Genomic DNA, 14,715 nt, shown 5'->3' with positions numbered 1-14,715 from the left:
CGGGCGTTCCAACACCGCTTCACCATGCCCGCTCCGTCCCGTACCCCCCGCACCCTGGCCTCTGCCTCCGCCGATCGCGGCCCGGAAGCCACGCTGGGCCTGCACGAACCCGGCCACCTGTTCCGGCGCGCCCACCAGCACTCGGTGTCGTGCTTCAACGCGGTGTTCGGGCGGGCCGTCACGCCGCTGCAGTACGCCGCGCTGCGGGTGCTGCAGGAGCACCCGGGCATCGACCAGGTCACGCTGGCCGCGGCCATCGCGCTGGACACCTCCACCACGGCCGAGATCGCGGTGCGCCTGGAGCGCGATGGCTGGATCGTGCGCGAGCTGGGCGCGCGCCGCCAGCGCCGGCTGGAGCTCACCGCCGAAGGGCAGCGGGTGATCAACGAGATGCTGCGGTCCGAGGCGGTGCTGGCCGACCGCATCCTCACCATGCTCGACGCCGGCGAGCGCGAGGTGCTCATGGGCCTGATGCACAAGCTGCTCGGCAAACCCCCCGTCTGAACCCGGTTGACGACCGGCCCCGGCTTGGGCTACCATTTGATTCAGTGTACTGAATGAAGGAGACGACATGAGCTGGATGCGCAATGCCTGGTATGTGGGTGCCACCTCGGTGGAAGTCGGCGATGCCCCCTTGGGCCGGCGCCTGTTGGGGGCCCGCATGGCCTTCTTCCGCGACGCGCAAGGCCGTGTGCAGGCGGTGGAGGATTCTGCCCGCACCCGGGGCGCGGCGCTGTCGCTGGGCCGCGTGTGCAAGGGTGAGCTGGTGTGCGGCTACCACGGCCTGGTGATGGGCGGCGACGGCGTGACCCGCTCGATGCCCGGCCAGCGCGTGGCGGCGTTCCCGCGCATCCAGCGCTTCGCGGTCGAGGAGCGCTACGGCTTCATCTGGGTCTGGGCGGGCGAGGCCGACCAGGCCGATCCCTCGACGATTCCGGTGCTCGAATGGCACGACAACCCGACCTGGGCCTACGGCGGCGGCCTGTTCCACATCAAGGCCGACTACCGCCTGATGATCGACAACCTGATGGACCTCACGCACGAGACCTACGTGCACTCGACCAGCATCGGCCAGCAGGAGATCGACGAGACGCCCTGCACCACGCGCCGCGAGGGCACCACGGTGGTGACCAGCCGTTTCATGGAGAACATCGAGGCGCCGCCCTTCTGGCTCGACGCGCTGCGCGCCATCGGCGTGGAGGGCAACCCCCGGGTGGACCGCTGGCAGGTCTGCCGCTTCTCGCCGCCCAGCCATGTGCTGATCGAGGTGGGTGTGGCCCTGGCCGGCCAGGGCGGCTACGACGCGCCCGACGACAAGAAGGTCTACAGCGTGGTGACCGACTTCATCACGCCCGAGGTCGATGGTTCGATGTGGTATTTCTGGGGCATGGCGCGCCGCTTCCGGCCGCAGGACGCCGCGCTCACCGACCGCATCCGCGCCGGGCAGCACGGCATCTTCTCCGAAGACCTCGAAGTGCTGGAGCGCCAGCAGCAGAACCTGGACGCCTTCGCGCAGCGCAAGCTGCTCAAGCTCAACATCGACGCGGGCGGCGTGCAGGCACGGCGCGTGATCGACGAGCACATCGCGAAGGAATCGGTGCCGGCGTAAGGGACCGGGCCCCCGCGCCGCTCAGCGCGGCGGGCGGCGGCCGTAGGCGGCCTGCGCCATCTGCAGGGTGGCGACCAGGGTGCGGATCAGCCACAGCGCCAGCCGCTCGAGCCAGGGCCCGGTGGGGGCGGGCGGCGGCACGGCCACCACGGCCGGGTGCATGTCCAGCCGGTCCCAGCCCAGGGACGCCAGCGCCTGGCGTTCGGCCGGGCTCGGGTCCGGGCTGTCGGCGATCACCACCTCCAGCGTGCGAACACCCTGGGCGTGCAGCGCCGTGGCCAGCGGCACCAGGTCGGCCCGCGCGGGCGGCCAGTAGACCCGCTCGCGCGCGCGCCGCACCGTGTCGAACACGATCACGGCGTGGCCCGCCGCCGGCAGGGCGGCGGCCCAGTCGTTTGCGGTCACCACGGCATCGGCCAGGCGCGGGGGCATGCGCAGAAAGCGGTGCGTGGTCAGCACCGTGACCTGGTCGTACCGGGCGTCGCCCAGCGCGGCGTGCAAGGCGGCGCCGCCGGCACCGCCGCCCGCGCCGATCACCACCACGTGCCGCTCGGGCGGGGCGGGCCGCATCAGGCAAACGGCGCGGCCAGGGCGAACCACACGCCCAGCGCCACCGAGATGATGAAGGCGCCGTCCAGCAGGCCGGCGAGCAGGAAGACCTTGGGCTGCAGGGCTTCCATCATCTCGGGCTGGCGGGCCGAGGCCTCCAGGTACTTGCTGGCCATCACGCCGATGCCGATGCAGGAACCGAGGGCGCCCAGGCCGATCATGTGGCCGACGGCGAGGGGGAGCTGGCTGAGGTCTGACATGTGAAACTCCTTTCTGATTGGACTGGTTTCACTGTGACGGAGGAGCGACATGAAATCCATGACGCGGGAGGTCATGGCGCTACGATCACCCGCTTCTTCCACCCCGAAACCTGACCATCATGCACCGACTGGCCCCGCCCGAGAGGATCCGAATGGGGGTCTCGCGCTGCCGGGCCGGCTGCCCTACACTGCGCAAGTGGCGCCCGGCAGACATGGGCGCAAGCTTGCCGAGCCCAAGCTCATCACGGAGGAGGCCGTCGTGACCCACCCGGTCCTGAGTTTCTTCAGCGACATCCGCATCCTGTCCGCCATCCTGATCGCGATGCTGGGCATGACCTTTCTGGCGCACGCCAGCGCCCGCTCATGGCCGTACGTGAAATGGCTGGCGGGTTCGGCGCTGGTGTTCGGCGTCACGCAGGGGCTGCTGGTGTCGGCGGACGCGCTGGGCTGGATCTCGGGCGAGGTCGCCGGCCCGGTGGGCTCCGCGATGGGCCTGGGCGCCCTGGCCGCCCTGCTGGCGGGCCTGCAGGCCTGCTTCACCCCGGGTGGCACACCGCCCTCGCGCGTGTTCGCCGCCGTGCTGGTGGGCGCCCCGGTGCTGGTGGTGGCGATGAGCGGCCTGATGGACGGTTGGGCCTTCGCCGGGCCGGCGGCGATCGCGCTCATCTTCACGGCCGCCGCCTGCTGGCTGGCCTGGCTGTGGACGCGCGACGGCTGGGGCGGGCAGCTGGTGCTGGCCGTGTTGTGCCTGGGCTACCCCGTGTTGTTCGTGGTCGCCATGCTCTCCGACATGAGCCTGCTGCAGTTCCGCCAGGTCACGCCGCTGCCGGTGAGCATCGCCTACGTGTTCGTGATGACCCTGATCCTGCAGCGCGACTCGCTGATCCTCGCGCGCGAGCTGCGCGAGCGCGTGCGGGCCGAGCAGGCCCTGCAGCAGCTCACCGATTCGCTGGAAGAGATCGTGCGCAGCCGCACGCGCCAGCTGGAAGAGATCATCCAGGGCCTGCGCTCGTTCGCGGGCATGGTCTCGCACGACCTGCGCGGCCCCTTGCGCAACACCGCCGGCCTGGCCGATCTGGCGCTGGAGGACTACCGCGCGGGCAACACCGCCGGGGCGGAGCGTTCGCTGGAGCTGATCCGCCGCGAGGCGCAGCGCGCCACCGACATGGTGAACGACCTGCTCACGCTGGCCAAGGTGGACCAGGGGCCGCCCAGCCCCGAGGCGGTGGACATGCAGGCCCTGCTGCGCGAATGCCTGCAGTCGCTGGCCGTGCAGTTCCCGCAGGCGCCCGAGGCGGTGCAGGCCGCGCCCCTGCCGGTGGTGCAGGCCGATGCGGGCCTGATGCGCCACGTGCTGATGAACCTGCTGGGCAATGCGCTGAAGTTCGGTGCCGAGCGGCGCGACCTGCACATCGCGCTCGATGCCCGCGAGGAGGGCGGTTTCTGGCGCTTCTCGGTGGCGGACAACGGGCCGGGCTTCGATCCCGACAAGAGCGGCGAGCTTTTCAAGCCGTTTTCCCGGCTGGACGAGCGCCAGGCTGGCGGCACGGGCCTGGGGCTCACGGTGGTCAAGCGCGCGGTGGAGCGGCACGGCGGCACGGTCGGCGCGTGGTCCTCGCCCGGCGAGGGCGCGGCCTTCTGGTGGACCCTGCCGGTGACGGCCGCCCCCCAGGGCTGACGGCGCTTTTCGTTTTCTTCAGCGGCCCACGCGCTGCACGCCTTCGAGGTTGCCCAGCATGCGCTTGAGCAGGGCGATGACCTGCTCGCGTTCCGAGGTGCTGAAGCCTTCCAGCAAGGCTTCCTCGCGCGCCATCGCCAGGCGGAACACCGCGTTGTGCAGCTTGTTGCCGGGCGGGGTCACGTGGTATTCGATCTTGCGCAGGCCCTGCGGCCGGGGCTCGAGCCAGCCGTTCTCCACCATGAAGGCGATCGACCGGCTCACGGCGCCCTTGTCCAGTCCCATCAGTTCGCACGCCTTGGAGGCGGTGGACCAGGGGTAGATCTTGAAGTACGACAGGATGCGCCACTCGGTCACGCCGATGCCGAACTTCTCGTTGTAGAGGCTGGACGCACTGCTGGACACCCGGTTGGACAACCACAGCAGCAGGCCGGGAACGTAGGTATCGAGATCGAGTTGCATGGGCTTTCAGGGGCGGTGTTCGTCGTCCGGCGCCGCCAGGCTTTGCACGATGCGCTCGAAGGCCCGGGCGGCATTCGGAGAATAGTGGATCATGGACAGGAAGGCGTGCAGCAGGCCGGGGCAGCGCACGGTTTCGCAGTCCACGCCCGCGGCCGCCAGGCGCTCGCCATAGGCCTCGCCCTCATCGCGCAGCGGGTCGCATTCGGCGGTGAAGATGCGCGCGGGCGGCAGGCCGGCGAGGTCGCTGGCCTGCAGCGGCGAGGCGTCGGGGTGGCGGCGCGCCGCCGTGTCGGGGCAGTAGTGGTCCCAGAACCAGCGCATGTCGTCCGCGCTCAGCAGGTGGCCTTGCGCGAAGTCGCGGTAGCTGGCGGTGTCGAAGCCGGCGTCGGTCACCGGGTAGACCAGTACCTGCAGGTCCACCGGCCGCGCCCCGGGCAGCTCGCGCAGGCGCCGCGTGCGCACGGTGGCCAGGGTGGCGCCGGCGCTGTCGCCCATGGCGATCAGGCGCCGCAGGGGTTGGCCCAGCCAGCCCGCACCGGCCTGGCCGCCTTGCAGCAACGCGGCGATGGCGTCGTCCACCGGGCCGGGGTGGGGACTCTCCGGGGCCAGGCGGTAGTCCACCGACAGCACGGCCGCGTGGGTTCGGGCCGCCAGCGTGGCGGTGAACGGGTCGTGGTCGGCCACCGAGCCCAGCACCCAGCCGCCGCCGTGGAAGTAGACGATCAGGTCGCCGTTGCAGGCTTCGGGCACGTAGAGGCGCGCGGGCAGTGGGTGGCCCTGGGGCGTGGGCAGGGCGAGGTCTTGCACCCGGGCCACCGGCAGGCCCTCGCCGAACAGGCTTTTCATGAGGGTGGGGAAGGCACGCGCCTCCGTGGCGGTGCAGGCCGAGAAGGGTTTGCGGCCGGCGGTGCGAACGCGTTCGAGCAGATCGAGGGTGGGGGCGTCGAAGGTCATGGGTGCAGGGTTCAGGAAAGAAAGGTTCAACCGTTGATCACGCCGCCATCGACGGTGATCACCTGGCCCGTCACATAGGACGAGGCCTCGCCGCAGAGAAAACCGACGACGCCGGCGACGTCCTGCGGCGTGCCGAAGCGCTGCAATGGGATCTCGGCCAGGCGCTGTTCGCCGTGGTGGGCGATCAGGTCTTCGGTCATGCGCGTCTGGATCAGGCCCGGCGAGACCGCGTTGACCAGGATGTCGGGCGCGAAATCGCGCGAGAAGGCGCGCACCAGGCCGACGATACCGCCTTTGGCCGCGGCGTAGGCCGCACGGCCCGGCGTGCCGCGCTGGAAGGCGCGCGAGGTGCAGAGCACCATGCGCGAAGGCGTCCGCCGGTCGCGCGCGGCGCGAAAGGCCAGGGCCATGTCGTAGGCGGTGGTGAGGTTGCTGGCGATCGCCCGGTCCCAGCCCGAGCGGTCGGCGGGATCGAGCCGGTCGGTCTCGAACAGGCCGGCCATGTGCACCAGCGCGAAGGGCGGGCGCCCGCCCTCGTCGATGGCGCGCTCGCAGGCCGTGTGGTCGGCCAGGCGGGAGGTGCTGCAGCTCACCGCCGCGTGGCCTTGAAGCGCATGGCGCGCCCCGTCCAGCCGCGCGGCGTCCACGTCGATCAGGTGCACCGAGGCACCCGAGGCCAGAAAGTGCCGGGCGCAGGCCAGGCCGATGCCGCCCGCACCGCCGGTGATGAGCACGTGCCGGCCGGCGAATTCAGGAAAGGGGCGTTGCGCGTCAGAGGAAGGCATGCGGGGATTGAATTGGCATCAGGTTGATGGGTCAACCTATGGTAAACCCTTGGATCTGTTGTGTTGACATGTCAACCTAATGCGATCATAGTCCGACCCGTGCCGCGATCCGCGGCGGTGATTCAAGACGGAAAGTGGAACGATGGCGGATTCGGTTGGTCGGCTGGACATGTTGGTGGTGGGCGCGGGTTTCGCGGGCATCTACCAGCTCTACAAGGCCCGGGAGATGGGGCTGTCGGTGCGCGTGCTGGAGGCGGGCGACGGCGTGGGCGGCACCTGGTTCTGGAACCGCTACCCCGGTGCGCGCTGCGACGTGGAGAGCCTGGACTACTCGTACTCGTTCAGCCGCGAGCTCGAGGAAGAATGGGTGTGGAGCGAGCGCTATGCGCCGCAGGCCGAGATCCTGCGCTACATCGAACACGTGGTGGACCGCTTCGGCCTGCGCGACGGCATCCAGCTCAACGCGCGGGTGCGCCAGCGCGGTGTTCGACGACGAGCGCCTGCTCTGGACGGTGCGCACCGAGGCCGGCGATGTGCTGGAGTGCACCTACCTCGTCATGGCCACGGGCGGCCTGTCGATCCCGCAGCGCCCGCAGTTGCCCGGGCTGGAGAGCTTCCAGGGCCGCTGGTACCACAGCGCGCAGTGGCCCAAGGAGGGTGTGGACTTCACCGGCCAGCGCGTGGCCCTGATCGGCACCGGCTCCAGCGGCGTGCAGATGGTGCCCGTGATCGCGGAGCAGGCCGCGCGGCTCACGGTGTTCCAGCGCACCGCGAATTTCAGCGTGCCGGCGCACAACGTGCCTTTCACCGAAACCGCGCTGGCGGCGGCGAAGGCGCGTTACCCGGACCGCCGCGCCATGGGGCGTGAAGCGATCACCGGCCAGTTCCTGAACGCCAACACGAAGACCGCCGCCGAGATGACCGAGGAGGAACAGCGCGCCGAGCTCGAGTACCGCTGGCGGGGCGCGGGCGGCGGTTTCCGCATGTTGCGCACCTTCGCCGACCAGATGAGCAACCTGGACACCAACCGCATGGTGGCCGACTACGCGCGCAACCGCATCCGCGGCGTGGTGAAGGACCCGGTCAAGGCCGAGCTGCTGTGCCCCAAGGACGACCTGCCGTTCGGCGGCAAGCGCCTGTGCGTGGACTCGCACTACTACGAGACCTTCAACCGCGAGCACGTGGACATCGTCGATGCGGCGGCCCACCCGATCATCGAGGCCACGGCCCGCGGCGTGCGCACCGATGAGCGCGAGCACGAGGTGGACGCCATCGTCTTCGCCACCGGCTTCGACGCCATGAGCGGCGCGCTCAAGGCGATCGACATCCGCGGTGCGCGCGGCGCGCGGCTGAGCGACAAATGGGCGCACGGCCCCACCTCCTACCTGGGCCTGGGCATCGCCGGTTTTCCCAACATGTTCGTGGTGGCCGGGCCGGGCAGTCCCTCGGTGCTGAGCAACATGGTGCATTCGATCGAGACCCACGTCGACTGGATCGCGCGGCTGCTGCAGCAGGCCCGCGCGGTCGGCGTGCGCCGCATCGAGGCCACGCAGGAAGCCGAGGACGGCTGGGTGCGCCGCTGCGCGGAGGAGGCCGACAAGACGCTCTACCCGCGCGCGAACTCCTGGTACATGGGCGCCAACATCGCGGGCAAGCCGAGGGTGTTCATGGCCTTTGTCGCGGGCGTGCCGCTGTACCGCCGGATCATCGAAGACGTCGCCGCCCGGAATTACCAGGGATTCGAGATGGCCTGAGCCACAGGCCACCACCACACCAGCATCCGAACCTATCCACCCGAGAGAGACACCATGATCCAACGCAGAACCCTGCTCCAGTCCGCCGCCGCTTTGGTGGCCGCCCCGGCCATCGTGGCCCGAGCGCAATCGCCCATCACCCTGCGCTTCCAGACCTTCGTGCCGGCGACCTCCAACGTGTACTCGCGCGTGCTGGTGCCATGGATGAACAAGGTCGAGAAGGAATCGAACGGGCGCCTGAAGTTCGAGCACTATGCGGCGATGCAGATGGGTGGCGCGCCCGCCCAGCTGTTCGACCAGGCGCGCGAAGGCGTGGTGGACATGGTGTGGTCGCTCGCCGGCTACACGCCCAACCGCTTCCCGCGCGCCGAGGTCTTCGAGCTGCCGTTCTTCACCTACGACGGCGAAGGCGCGTCCAAGGCCGCCTGGGAGTACATGACGACCTATTCCGCCGACGAGCTCAAGGAAGTGAAGGTGCTGACCTTCCACACCCATGGCCTGAACGTGCTGCACATGAAGAACAAGCTGATCACCAGGGCGGCCGACTTCAAGGGCCTGAAGGTGCGCGGCCCCTCGCGCAAGGCGACGCAGATCCTGAGCGCGGTCGGCGCGATTCCGGTGGGCATGCCCTTGCCGCAGATCCCGGACTCGCTCTCCAAGGGCGTGATCGATGGCGCCATCATTCCCTGGGACACCGTGCCTTCGGCCAAGCTCGACGAGCTGACCAAGTTCCACACCGAGTTCGCCAAGGGCATGCCGGGCTTCAACAACAGCATCCAGTACATGGTGATGAACAAGGCACGCTACGAAAACCTCGCGCCCGACCTCAAGCAGATCATCGACCGGAATTCGGGCCTGGAGGCCTCGGGCCTGTTCGGTCGCGTGATCGCCGACGCCGATCCGGTGGTGCGCAAGGGCGCGATCGACCGGGGCAACACCGTGCACGTGATGGGCAAGGCCGAGACCGAGGAGTTCATCAAGCTCACCGCGCCCATCACCGACGAATGGGTGGCCGACATGGACAAGCGCGGCTTCGACGGCAAGAAGCTGCTGCAGGGCGGGCGTGACCTGATCAACAAGTACAAGCCCAAGGCCTGAAGGCTTCCGCGCGTCGCGTGAGAGAGCCCGTCCAGCACGGGCTTTTTTTCGGGTGTCACCGACCGGTGTTATGGTCGCGCGTTTTTCTTCAACGCTGAAAGGATGTTCGATGCTGGCCCGCCGATTTGTCTGGACTTTGCTGCTGGTGCCCTTCTTGCTGGTGGGTTGCGGCAAGACCGATCCTCAGGCCGCGCTCGAAGCGGCGGTGCAGAAGCTGCAGGACAACCTGGAGGCAAAAAAGACAGGGGCCGTGATGGACCAGCTGCACCCGAGTTTCCAGGCGGGCGAGGGCATGGACCGCGAGTGGGCCAAGCGCACGATGACACTGATGTTCATGCGCTACGCGAACATCAAGATCATCGCCGTCACGCGCAGCAGCCGCATCGACAGTGGCAGTTCGCAGGTGGGCCACACCGAGGCCAAGGTGGTGGTGACGGGCGCGCAGGGGCTCATTCCCGAGCGCGCCGAACCCTATGCCGTCCAGCTGCAATGGCGGCTGGACGGCGGCGAATGGAAGCTGATCGAACTGCATTGGGAGTGAATGTCCGAGGCCCGGGTCGGACTGGGCCTACAGACGCTCCGGGTACCCCTTCCTAGCATGGTGAATCCAGGGGCGGTGCCCCCCGCACCGCCTGGCTCTCAGGAGGTTCACACCATGTTTGCATCCATTTGTCACCACCCACGCGGCTGGGTGGCCGCAGCGGCACTCGCCGTCTGCCTGCCTGCGGCCTGGGCCGCGGGCCCCGACAAGGCCGCGATCGAAGCCGCCTACCAGCGCGACCGCGCCGCCTGCCAGGCCCTGAGCCCCACGCAGGACCGCACCAGCTGCCTGCGCGATGCGGGCGCGCACCGCGCGCAGGCACTGAAATCCGGTATCCGGGGTGGCTCATCGGCGCAAGACCTCGAGCGCAACGCGCTGCAACGCTGCCAGCGGCACACGGGCGAACAACGCACGATCTGCGAGCGCATGGCGCGTGGCGAAGGCTCGGTCTCCGGTTCCGTTCAAGGCGGCGGCACGATCCGCGAGCTGGTGACGCAGGAGACCCTGCCGGTGCCGCCACCACCGCCGCCCCAGGCGCCCGTGTTGTCGCCGCCGCTGCAACCGGCGCCCATGTCCCCACCGCCGTCGCTCTCGCCACCGCCCTCGATGAACCCGACGCCCGCGCCGCTGCCACCGACGGCCCCGCCGCTGTCGCGCTGAGCTTCAGGTCAGAGCCAGTACTCCCACATCCGCGCGAAGAACTCCTTGAAGCGCAGGTTCAGGCCGCGCCGCTGCCATTCGGCGAGCGTGACCTGTTTCGACGCCGCGAGATCGGCGTCGAACAGCTTCTGCAGTTGGGCGTTGAACTCCGCGCCCAGCACGACCGCGTTCAGCTCGTAGTTGTGCAGGAAGCTGCGCCAGTCCAGGTTGGTGGATCCGATGGTGGACCACACGCCATCGACCGAGCCCGTCTTGGTGTGCAGGATGACGCCCTGGCGTTCATAGATCTTCACGCCGGCCTTGAGCAACTGCGTGTAGTAGTTGCGCCCGGCGTGGAAGATCAGCCACGAGTCGGTCTTGCCCGGCAGGATGAGCTTCACGTCCACACCGCGCCGCGCCGCGTCTTCCAGCGCCGTCAGCAGTTGCGGGTCGGGCGCGAAGTAGGCGTTGGTGAGGTGCACGGTGGTTTCCGCGCTGGCGATGGCCGAGAGCAGCGTGGCGTAGATCGCGCTGTAGCTGTCCTTGGGTGAACTGCCGATGGCGCGCACCACGTCCGAGCCGGCGCGCACCGGCGTGGGGTAGTAGTTGCGCGCGGCGATGGCCTCGCCCTTCTGCGCCGCCCAGGTCTCCAGGAACAGCTTCTGGAACTCCGCCACCACCGGGCCCTGCAGCTGCACATGCGTGTCGCGCCAGGGGATGCCGTCGATGTCGCTCTTTTTCCCATCCGTCTTGCCGCTGCTGCCCGACCCCATCGACAGGGAGCCGCTGGAGTACACGCCGCTGATGTTGATGCCGCCCAGGAAGGCGATGCGGCCGTCCACGATCAGCAGCTTGCGGTGGTCGCGCTCGTTGAGCTCCCACTCCTTGCGCGCCAGCGCGGGGTTGATCGGGTTGAACTCGATGACCTTGATGCCGGCGTCGGTCAGGCGCTTGAAGAACTCGTCGGGCGTGCCGATGGTGCCCACGCTGTCGTGGATCAGGTGCACCTGCACGCCTTGCTGCTGCTTGGCGATCAGCGCGTTGGCGAACTGCTGCCCCACCTCGTCGTCGTCGAGGATGTAGGTCTCCAGGTGGATGTGGTCCTTGGCCGTGTCGATGGCCGCGAGCATGGCCTTGTAGGTGGCCGGGCCGTCCTCCAGCAGGTCCACCTTGTTGCCGGCCGTCAAGGGGCTGCCGACGATGGCCTCTTCCAGCGCGAGGTGCCGCGAGAGCACGTCGCTGCCCTGGCACCCGCGCGCAGGCGCTCCAGAATCGCGCGGCTGCGCTCGGCCGACAGCGGGCCCTGGGACCCTTCGAGGCGGACCGGGGGCGGGCGCCGGTCCAGATCCGGCACCACCCGCGGCAGGCTTTTGCAGCCGACCAGGCCGAAGACGAGCAGCAGACCCGCCGTCAAGCCCTGGGCCCTTCGCCACGAACCGTGGGGCTGGTGCAACATGCTTTGAACCTCTTTTGTGACTTTGTTGTGAACAGCGGCGGGCATGGCGTGCAGGCGAGTTGTAACGAATGGTATGTTCAACGCATTGACATTTTGTTGAGTGTTCATCATGTTGCATCACCTTTCCTCCGCCCGTTGGATGTCCTTGTGTTCCGCTGTGCTGTTGGCGGCTTGTGGCGGGAGCGGGGGAGGAGCGGGTGCACCCACCACGCCGACACCCACCACCACGCTGTCGGTGAGCCCGTCGGCGCTGGTGCTCTCGGTCAATCACACGGTGTCATCGCCCAGCCTCACCGGCACCCCACGCCGCTTCACGGTCACGAACACGGGCACCGCGACCGCGCAAGCGGTGATCTATGCCGTCGCCGACCACCAGTCCAGCCCTGCCATCGGGCACCAACCTGTCGTCCACTTGTTCGACGCTGGCACCCGGCGCCACCTGCACGATCACCGTGACGCCTGGCAACGCCCCTTCGGCCGCGCAGGGCAATACCGCCCCCGTGCCGGTCACCTTGAGCGTCGGCGGCAGCAACACCAACCTGTTGACGCCCACCGTGCAGGTGCTGACCCATGGCAGCGTGTACCAGGGTGGCTACGTGTTTGGCATCGACGACACCACGCCGGTCACCGGCAATGTCGGCGGCAAGGTGGCCGCGCTCAACGACGCGGTGGGCCTGGCGCCGGGCGTGATCTGGAGCTCCAACGGCAACAGCGGTACAACCCCGGATGTGGCCTACAACGTGGTGCCGGGCGTGGATGAGCTGTCCACCCCTGCACTAGGCCGTTGCAATGGCGGTACCGACGGTGCCTGCAACACGAATGAAATCACGACGTTCTATACCGGCGTCAACCACACTTATTACGCTGCCGGTGCCTGCCGCGCTACCCAAAGCGGCTACTCGGACTGGTACCTGCCCGCAGTTTGCGAATTGGGCGGCCAGGCATCGGCGGGTTGCGCTCCTGGCGGTGCCAGCATGCAGGCCAACCTGATTGACAACGGTGCCGTCAACGTGGCGGCCCTGCCAACGGCCGTCAACTACTGGAGCTCAACGCCGCGCAACGGCAACCCCAACTTCGATGCGTGGGTTCATCGGTTTGCCACCATGGGCGGCGCCGTTTCCACAGGAATCGACAAATCCACCACATTGCCGGTCCGCTGCGTCCGCGCATTGACGCTCTGACGCGCACCCGAGCCGGTGCTCAAGTCACCGGCGCCGGATTGAACAGCACCAGCGCGTTGTGCAACTTCCAGCGCTCGGCCCAGGTCTGCTGGCGGCCGCTGGCGACCTCGAGCATGAGGTGGAACAGCTCCCAGCCCACGTCTTCGATGCTCGCCGTGCCGTCGGCGATGGTGCCGGCGTTGATGTCCATCAGGTCGTGCCAGCGCCGCGCCAGGTCGCTGCGCGTGGCGACCTTGATCACCGGCACCGGCGCCAGCCCGTAAGGCGTGCCACGCCCGGTGGTGAACACGTGCAGATTCATGCCCGCGGCCAGCTGCAGCGTGCCGCAGATGAAGTCGCTCGCGGGCGTGGCGGCGTAGGTCAGGCCCTTGGCCTTGAGCTTCTCGCCAGGTGAGAGCACGTTGCTGATCGGCGCGCTGCCCGACTTCACGATCGAGCCCATGGCTTTTTCCACGATGTTGGACAGGCCGCCTTTCTTGTTGCCCGGTGTGGTGTTGGCGCTGCGGTCCACGCTGCCGCGTTGCAGGTAAGCGTCGTACCAGGCCATCTCGCGCACCATGGCCTGGGCCACCTCGGGCGTGGTGGCGCGCGCGGTGAGCTGGGCGATGCCGTCGCGCACCTCGGTGGTTTCGGAGAACATCACGCTCGCGCCCGCGCGCACCAGCAGGTCGGTGCAGAAGCCCACGGCCGGGTTGGCCGTGACGCCGGAAAACGCGTCGCTGCCGCCGCACTGCACGCCCACCACGAGTTCGCTGGCCGGCACGGTCACGCGCCGGCGCGCGTTCAGGCGCTCCAGGTGTTCCTCGGCCTGGCGCAGGATGGACTGGACCATGGACATGAAACCCACGTGCGCCTCGTCCTGCAGGCAAATGGTGTCCAACCCCCCTGCGCCGCTGCGCGGCTCCCCCCCTGGCAGGGGGGGCACCCCCTGTGGCCCGGCGAAGCCGGTTCCACGGGCGTCCTGGATGGGGATCGCGTCTGAGGGAAACAGGCGCTCGGGCTGCAGCTTCTCGCAGCCCAGGCTGACCACCATCACCTCGCCGCCGAAGTTCGGGTTCAGGCTGATGTGGCGCAGGGTGCGGATGGGAATGACGGCGTCGGGCGCGTCGATGGCCACGCCGCAGCCGTAGCCGTGTTCCAGCGCCACCACATCGTCCACGTTCGGGTATTGGGGCAGCAGCTCGGCCTTGATGCGCTGCACCGCGAAATCGGTGACGCCGGCGACACACTGCACCGTCTGCGTGATGGCCAGGATGTTGCGCGTACCGACCGAGCCGTCCGGGTTGCGGTAGCCCTCGAAGGTGTAACCCTCCAGCGGGGGCTGCGGCGCGGGCTTCACCGTTGGCGATGGGCAGGTTCTCCAGGCCGCGCGCCTCGGGCATCTGCAGCAGGCGCTCGTGCACCCAGCTGCCGGCCGGGATGTGGTCCAGCGCGTGGCCGATGGGCACGCCGTAGCGCAGCACCGCCGCGCCGCGCGCCAGGTCCACCAGGGCCACCTTGTGCCCTTGCGGCACCCGGTCGCGCAACACCACGGCGCCGCCGGGCAGGGCGGTGCCGGCCGGCAAGCCGCCATCGTTCGCCACGATCGCCACGTTGTCGGCGGCGTGCATGCGGATGGTCAGCGGCACAAGGGCCGGGGGGGAAGCCAGGGTCTCGGGCATGCGCATCTCCTATGATTCAGCGCGCATCGCTGGCCGTTTGAGGCTACGATGTGATCAATTTGGTACCGGTACCATTTTAAGCCGCAAA

General features: G+C 68.8%; 15 protein-coding genes and 2 pseudogenes. 9 read left to right on the top strand and 8 right to left on the bottom strand.

The genetic code is table 11. The features are described 5' to 3' along the window. Positions 1–24: 24 nt before the first annotated feature. Entirely contained in the window at positions 25–504 is a 480-nt protein-coding gene (locus ACFJGX_RS27010; protein WP_382327456.1) for a MarR family winged helix-turn-helix transcriptional regulator, read from the top strand. Between the two features lie 67 nt (positions 505–571). Continuing rightward, positions 572–1,609, top strand: coding sequence for an aromatic ring-hydroxylating dioxygenase subunit alpha (locus tag ACFJGX_RS27005; RefSeq protein WP_382327454.1), 1,038 nt, complete (start codon positions 572–574; stop codon positions 1,607–1,609). Positions 1,610–1,630: 21 nt separating this feature from the next. On the opposite strand, the gene ACFJGX_RS27000 is transcribed toward ACFJGX_RS27005, so the two are convergent. Together ACFJGX_RS27000 and atpE are read right to left on the bottom strand one after the other, a co-directional pair. Continuing rightward, entirely contained in the window at positions 1,631–2,179 is a 549-nt protein-coding gene (locus ACFJGX_RS27000) for a hypothetical protein (RefSeq protein WP_382323183.1), read from the bottom strand. Then, positions 2,179–2,418: a F0F1 ATP synthase subunit C gene (gene atpE / locus ACFJGX_RS26995; protein ID WP_291119650.1), complete on the bottom strand. Its 240-nt coding sequence runs from the start codon at positions 2,416–2,418 to the stop codon at positions 2,179–2,181. The genes ACFJGX_RS27000 and atpE overlap by 1 nt, the downstream gene beginning before the upstream one ends. A gap of 259 nt (positions 2,419–2,677) precedes the next feature. Between atpE and ACFJGX_RS26990 the strand changes: the two genes are divergently transcribed. Then, the gene (locus ACFJGX_RS26990) at positions 2,678–4,096 is read left to right on the top strand and encodes an ATP-binding protein (protein ID WP_382161995.1); all 1,419 of its coding nucleotides are present in this window, start codon (positions 2,678–2,680) and stop codon (positions 4,094–4,096) included. 18 nt (positions 4,097–4,114) lie between these two features. Here the strand turns inward: ACFJGX_RS26990 and ACFJGX_RS26985 are convergent, their stop codons facing one another. From ACFJGX_RS26985 to ACFJGX_RS26975, 3 genes are read right to left on the bottom strand one after another with little or no spacing between them, the layout of a single operon-like run. Next, positions 4,115–4,558 carry a MarR family winged helix-turn-helix transcriptional regulator gene (locus tag ACFJGX_RS26985; RefSeq protein ID WP_382161992.1) on the bottom strand — a complete coding sequence of 148 codons (444 nt, stop codon included), beginning with the start codon at positions 4,556–4,558 and terminating at the stop codon, positions 4,115–4,117. Between the two features lie 6 nt (positions 4,559–4,564). Further along, positions 4,565–5,512: an alpha/beta hydrolase gene (locus tag ACFJGX_RS26980; protein WP_382327452.1), complete on the bottom strand. Its 948-nt coding sequence runs from the start codon at positions 5,510–5,512 to the stop codon at positions 4,565–4,567. 26 nt (positions 5,513–5,538) lie between these two features. Beyond that, a complete protein-coding gene (locus tag ACFJGX_RS26975) occupies positions 5,539–6,297 on the bottom strand; it encodes an SDR family NAD(P)-dependent oxidoreductase (RefSeq protein ID WP_382323185.1) in 759 nt (252 codons plus the stop codon). Positions 6,298–6,439: 142 nt separating this feature from the next. Here ACFJGX_RS26975 and ACFJGX_RS26970 point away from each other — a divergent pair. The 5 genes and pseudogenes from ACFJGX_RS26970 to ACFJGX_RS26950 all read left to right on the top strand — a co-directional run. Further along, a pseudogene (locus ACFJGX_RS26970) lies at positions 6,440–6,553 on the top strand (hypothetical protein); the annotation flags it as partial. 226 nt (positions 6,554–6,779) lie between these two features. Continuing rightward, positions 6,780–8,051 carry a flavin-containing monooxygenase gene (locus ACFJGX_RS26965; RefSeq protein ID WP_382327450.1) on the top strand — a complete coding sequence of 424 codons (1,272 nt, stop codon included), beginning with the start codon at positions 6,780–6,782 and terminating at the stop codon, positions 8,049–8,051. Positions 8,052–8,105: 54 nt separating this feature from the next. After that, complete coding sequence (locus tag ACFJGX_RS26960; RefSeq protein WP_382323187.1) at positions 8,106–9,149, top strand: TRAP transporter substrate-binding protein; 1,044 nt, start codon at positions 8,106–8,108, stop codon at positions 9,147–9,149. A gap of 109 nt (positions 9,150–9,258) precedes the next feature. Continuing rightward, a complete protein-coding gene (locus ACFJGX_RS26955; RefSeq protein ID WP_382323188.1) occupies positions 9,259–9,690 on the top strand; it encodes a hypothetical protein in 432 nt (143 codons plus the stop codon). A gap of 114 nt (positions 9,691–9,804) precedes the next feature. Continuing rightward, complete coding sequence (locus tag ACFJGX_RS26950; RefSeq protein WP_382323189.1) at positions 9,805–10,350, top strand: hypothetical protein; 546 nt, start codon at positions 9,805–9,807, stop codon at positions 10,348–10,350. Between the two features lie 8 nt (positions 10,351–10,358). On the opposite strand, the gene cls is transcribed toward ACFJGX_RS26950, so the two are convergent. Both cls and ACFJGX_RS26940 read right to left on the bottom strand, forming a co-directional pair. After that, a complete protein-coding gene (gene cls / locus ACFJGX_RS26945; protein ID WP_382327448.1) occupies positions 10,359–11,564 on the bottom strand; it encodes a cardiolipin synthase in 1,206 nt (401 codons plus the stop codon). Beyond that, positions 11,513–11,893, bottom strand: a complete 381-nt coding sequence (locus tag ACFJGX_RS26940) for a hypothetical protein (protein ID WP_382327446.1) — start codon at positions 11,891–11,893, stop codon at positions 11,513–11,515. The genes cls and ACFJGX_RS26940 overlap by 52 nt, the downstream gene beginning before the upstream one ends. 248 nt (positions 11,894–12,141) lie before the next feature. Here ACFJGX_RS26940 and ACFJGX_RS26935 point away from each other — a divergent pair, with 248 nt between their 5' ends. After that, on the top strand, positions 12,142–12,966 hold the full coding sequence (locus tag ACFJGX_RS26935; protein ID WP_382327444.1) for a DUF1566 domain-containing protein: 825 nt from the start codon (positions 12,142–12,144) through the stop codon (positions 12,964–12,966). A 19-nt stretch (positions 12,967–12,985) separates the two neighbouring features. Here ACFJGX_RS26935 and garD read toward each other — a convergent pair. Beyond that, positions 12,986–14,627: pseudogene (garD, locus tag ACFJGX_RS26930) on the bottom strand (galactarate dehydratase). Positions 14,628–14,715 lie beyond the last annotated feature (88 nt).

It is taken from the genome of Hydrogenophaga sp. UC242_50, from assembly GCF_042697355.1.
In the GTDB taxonomy this organism is placed as follows: domain Bacteria; phylum Pseudomonadota; class Gammaproteobacteria; order Burkholderiales; family Burkholderiaceae_C; genus Hydrogenophaga.
This window is presented reverse-complemented; position numbering and strand designations above follow the sequence as displayed.

What these genes read in the sequence shown, in the direction of transcription:
- ACFJGX_RS27010 (WP_382327456.1), top strand. Translation starts at nt 25, where the DNA reads ATGCCCGCTCCGTCCCGTACCCCCCGCACCCTGGCCTCTGCCTCCGCC.
- ACFJGX_RS27005 (WP_382327454.1), top strand. Translation starts at nt 572, where the DNA reads ATGAGCTGGATGCGCAATGCCTGGTATGTGGGTGCCACCTCGGTGGAA.
- ACFJGX_RS27000 (WP_382323183.1), bottom strand. Translation starts at nt 2,179, where the DNA reads ATGCGGCCCGCCCCGCCCGAGCGGCACGTGGTGGTGATCGGCGCGGGC.
- atpE (WP_291119650.1), bottom strand. Translation starts at nt 2,418, where the DNA reads ATGTCAGACCTCAGCCAGCTCCCCCTCGCCGTCGGCCACATGATCGGC.
- ACFJGX_RS26985 (WP_382161992.1), bottom strand. Translation starts at nt 4,558, where the DNA reads ATGCAACTCGATCTCGATACCTACGTTCCCGGCCTGCTGCTGTGGTTG.
- ACFJGX_RS26980 (WP_382327452.1), bottom strand. Translation starts at nt 5,512, where the DNA reads ATGACCTTCGACGCCCCCACCCTCGATCTGCTCGAACGCGTTCGCACC.
- ACFJGX_RS26975 (WP_382323185.1), bottom strand. Translation starts at nt 6,297, where the DNA reads ATGCCTTCCTCTGACGCGCAACGCCCCTTTCCTGAATTCGCCGGCCGG.
- ACFJGX_RS26960 (WP_382323187.1), top strand. Translation starts at nt 8,106, where the DNA reads ATGATCCAACGCAGAACCCTGCTCCAGTCCGCCGCCGCTTTGGTGGCC.
- ACFJGX_RS26955 (WP_382323188.1), top strand. Translation starts at nt 9,259, where the DNA reads ATGCTGGCCCGCCGATTTGTCTGGACTTTGCTGCTGGTGCCCTTCTTG.
- ACFJGX_RS26950 (WP_382323189.1), top strand. Translation starts at nt 9,805, where the DNA reads ATGTTTGCATCCATTTGTCACCACCCACGCGGCTGGGTGGCCGCAGCG.
- ACFJGX_RS26940 (WP_382327446.1), bottom strand. Translation starts at nt 11,893, where the DNA reads ATGAACACTCAACAAAATGTCAATGCGTTGAACATACCATTCGTTACA.
- ACFJGX_RS26935 (WP_382327444.1), top strand. Translation starts at nt 12,142, where the DNA reads ATGCCGTCGCCGACCACCAGTCCAGCCCTGCCATCGGGCACCAACCTG.